Annotated in this window: 2 protein-coding genes; both read left to right on the forward strand. The window is 39.4% G+C overall.

The window, feature by feature from the left end; all coding sequences use genetic code 11:
• Positions 1–61 precede the first annotated feature (61 nt).
• Positions 62–1666, forward strand: a complete 1605-nt coding sequence (murJ, locus tag FJR06_RS14555) for a murein biosynthesis integral membrane protein MurJ (protein WP_168651690.1) — start codon at positions 62–64, stop codon at positions 1664–1666.
• Between the two features lie 384 nt (positions 1667–2050).
• Positions 2051–3400: a magnesium transporter gene (gene mgtE, locus FJR06_RS14560; RefSeq protein WP_168651691.1), complete on the forward strand. Its 1350-nt coding sequence runs from the start codon at positions 2051–2053 to the stop codon at positions 3398–3400.
• Positions 3401–3531: the final 131 nt, after the last annotated feature.

A 3531-nucleotide genomic window follows, 5' to 3' on the forward strand; every position in this document is an offset into this window, starting at 1 on the left:
ATCTTCCAAATGCTTCGCCCCTACTGACAACTGACAACTGGCAACTGACCATTAAATATTCGTGACACAACAAGATCAAAAACCCTCTCGTTCCTTTGCTGGTATTGCTGGTATTGTTGCCGCAGCAACTTTAATTAGTAAAGTGTTTGGTTTAATTAGGCAGCAAATAATTGCGGCTGCTTTTGGTGTAGGTGCGGCAGCTACAGCTTATAGTTATGCCTACATTATTCCCGGTTTTCTTTTAATCCTACTTGGTGGTGTAAATGGACCTTTACATAGTGCCATTGTCAGTGTTTTAGCTAAACACAAAAAGGAGGAAGCTGCACCTATTGTAGAAACAATCACAACTCTAGTGGGTGGGTTGTTATTAGTGGTGACATTTGCCCAGATTTTTTGTGCTGAGTATATTGTTGATTTAGTTGGTCATGGCTTAGAAGCAACTACAAGAGCGATCGCTATCCGTCAAATCCAAATTATGGCCCCTTTAGCCTTATTTGCTGGCTTAATTGGCATTGGATTTGGGACTTTAAATGCAGCTAATCAATATTGGTTACTATCTATTAGTCCTTTATTATCTAGTATTACTGTTATTATTGGTATTGCTATTTTAGCAGGACAATATGGTAAAGAAATTATTAATCCTGAATATGCTTTAATCGGTGGCATGGTATTAGCTTGGGGAACTTTGGCAGGAGGAATTCTGCAATGGTTAGTCCAGTCAATAGTGCAATGGCGCTTAGGATTAGGGAAATTACGCCTGAGATTTGATTTTAAATCTCCCGGTGTGCAAGAAGTAATTAAAATCATGACTCCAGCGACAATATCATCAGGAATGATGCCAATTAATGTCGCTACTGACCTTTATTTTGCTAGTCCTATTGTTGGTGCAGCCGCAGGTTTTAACTATGCTAATCTTTTAGTCCAAACTCCCTTGGGAATTATTTCTAATATTATTTTACTGCCTTTATTACCAACATTTGCTAAACTTTCTCACCCAGATAATTGGGGAGAACTAAAATTACGCATTCGGCAAGGACTTTTACTGACTGCCGTTACCATGTTACCTTTAGGGGCTTTGATGGTATCTCTATCTGTGCCAATTGTCCAGATAGTTTATCAACGGGGAGCATTTAAACAAGAAGCAACTCAGTTAGTATCTTCGCTATTAATTGCCTATGGAATCGGAATGTTTGTCTATTTAGGGCGTGATGTTTTGGTGAGGGTATTTTATGCTTTAGGTGATGGACAAACACCTTTTAAAATTAGTATATTTAATATTGTTCTCAATGCTGTATTAGATTTAATATTAGTTGAACGTTTTGGTGCGCCTGGATTAGTTTTAGCTACAGTTGGAGTTAATTGTAGTTCCATGTTGATGTTATTATTTTTGCTCAATCGCAAACTTAATGGCTTACCTTGGCAAGAATGGTGTGTACCAATTTTGGGTTTAACAGTTGGGAGTATTATATCGGGTTTAGCCAGTTTTGGAACTTTAATGACTTCTCAACAAATACTAGGTAAACAGGATTTAATTAGTTTACTCATAGAATTATCCATATCTGCTTTCGTGGGAATTGGTGTATTTGCGATAATTGCTTCTAGAATGAATATTCCCGAAGTGAATACTTTTGTAATGAAGATGCAACAAAAGTTTTTGAAGAAATAAGGAACTAGCAATCAAAAAAATATCCCAATCTGTATTATAGATGTAGGGGTTTAGCATTGCTAAAACCTTACTTATTTGCTACTCCCTAAATCAAACCCTAATCCACTCCCCAATTATTGGATAATTTATTTTTTGGGAGTTTTTATCCATAATTTGCTGTTACTACTTGTACAAGTGACAACTTATGCTTAAAATGTCACTTAGCATCTATCGTAAAGCTGAGTTTTGGGCTAAACTCATTTAGCGGTGCTATTTTTAGTTCCCACGTTGATATTTAATTTTACAAGAGGTTATGGACAAAAGTCCAACAGATGGCAGTATTACCCTCCTCTAAGCTGGTGAGGCAGTCTCCCAGCGCGGGGGAGACATTAGGAGATTTCTATTATGCTTACACAGGAAATTCGTAATTCCTTGGATATTGCTGACTTAAATCAGCTTAAATGTGATTTGAATTGTTTACAGCCGGTAGATGTGGGCGAGTATATCACCCAATTGCCCGAAAAACAAAGGGCGATCGCTTTTCGGTTACTCAACAAAGATCAAGCCATAGATGTCTTTGAATATTTACCCACAGAAGTACAGGAAGACCTGATTAACTCCCTCCACGATGCCCAGGTAGTAGACCTTGTTGAAGAAATGAGTCCTGATGAACGGGCATATTTATTTGATGAACTACCAGCAGGAGTAGTCAAACGCTTATTACAACAACTCAGTCCCGAACAAAGACAAGCCACAGCTACGATTCTTGGCTATCCAGAAGGGACTGCGGGGCGGGTAATGACAACGGAATATGTTCGCTTGCGACGAGGTTTAACTGTTGGTGAAGCCCTCAGTAAAATCCGCTTGCAAGATCAAGATAAGGAAACAATTTACTATGCCTATGTCACTGATGATAATCGCAAATTAGTTAGTGTTGTTTCTTTGCGTCAGCTATTATTTACCTTTCCCGATGTTTTAATTAAAGATATTGCCAGCGCCCACGTTGTCAAAGTCAGAACAGAAACCTCCCAGGAAGAAGTCGCCCGGATTATGCAGCGGTACGACTTAATCGCTATGCCTGTGGTTGATAGAGAAGATAGATTAGTCGGTATTATTACGATTGATGATGTCGTTGATATTTTAGAAGAAGAAGCTACAGAAGATATTCAAAAATTAGCAGGGGTCAGTGGTGATGAAGAGGCCTTATCTCCCGCACAAGTCACGATTCGGAAACGGTTGCCTTGGTTATTGGGGATTATGGGATTGTATATTGGTGCTGCCAGTGCGATCGCTCCTTTTCAAGAAGTTATCGCCGCTGTACCTGTCCTCGCCGTGATTATGCCCATATTTTCTAACACAGGTGGCACTGTAGGTATCCAAGCTCTGACTGTCACCATTCGCGGTTTAGGTGTAGGGGAAGTCACACCCGCAGATACGGGAAAAATTCTCCGCAAAGAACTTTTAGCCGCTTTAGGAACAGCCGTAGCTTTAGGGCTGACAATGGTGGCCCTTTCCCTGATTTGGGCTAAACCCCAAGAAAGATGGGTAGCTTTAATAGCCGGGGTAGTTATGGCCACTAATACAATGGTGGCTGTTACTTTAGGAACTTTGTTACCAATGGGTTTGAAGCATTTAAAACTAGATCCAGCTTTAATGAGTGGTCCATTAGTGACAACAATGCTAGATACCATCGGTTTTTTAACTTTCCTCAGTATAATATCTGTTGCTTTAAAGGTGTTTCATTTACAATCTTGAAACTGCTGGATAAACCGAAAACTTCAATAAATTAAGGGTTTTCAGTTTAGAAAGGTGAATTAGGTGCATCACTTTCCCAACTTTGAGACTTTTCTTACTTCCTTCTTCCTTCTTCCTTCTTCCTTCTTCCT

The sequence above is a fragment of the Dolichospermum sp. UHCC 0352 genome (genome assembly GCF_009711925.1).
Taxonomy (GTDB): Bacteria; Cyanobacteriota; Cyanobacteriia; order Cyanobacteriales; family Nostocaceae; genus Dolichospermum; species Dolichospermum lemmermannii.

What these genes read in the sequence shown, in the direction of transcription:
- mgtE (WP_168651691.1), top strand. Translation starts at nt 2,051, where the DNA reads ATGCTTACACAGGAAATTCGTAATTCCTTGGATATTGCTGACTTAAAT.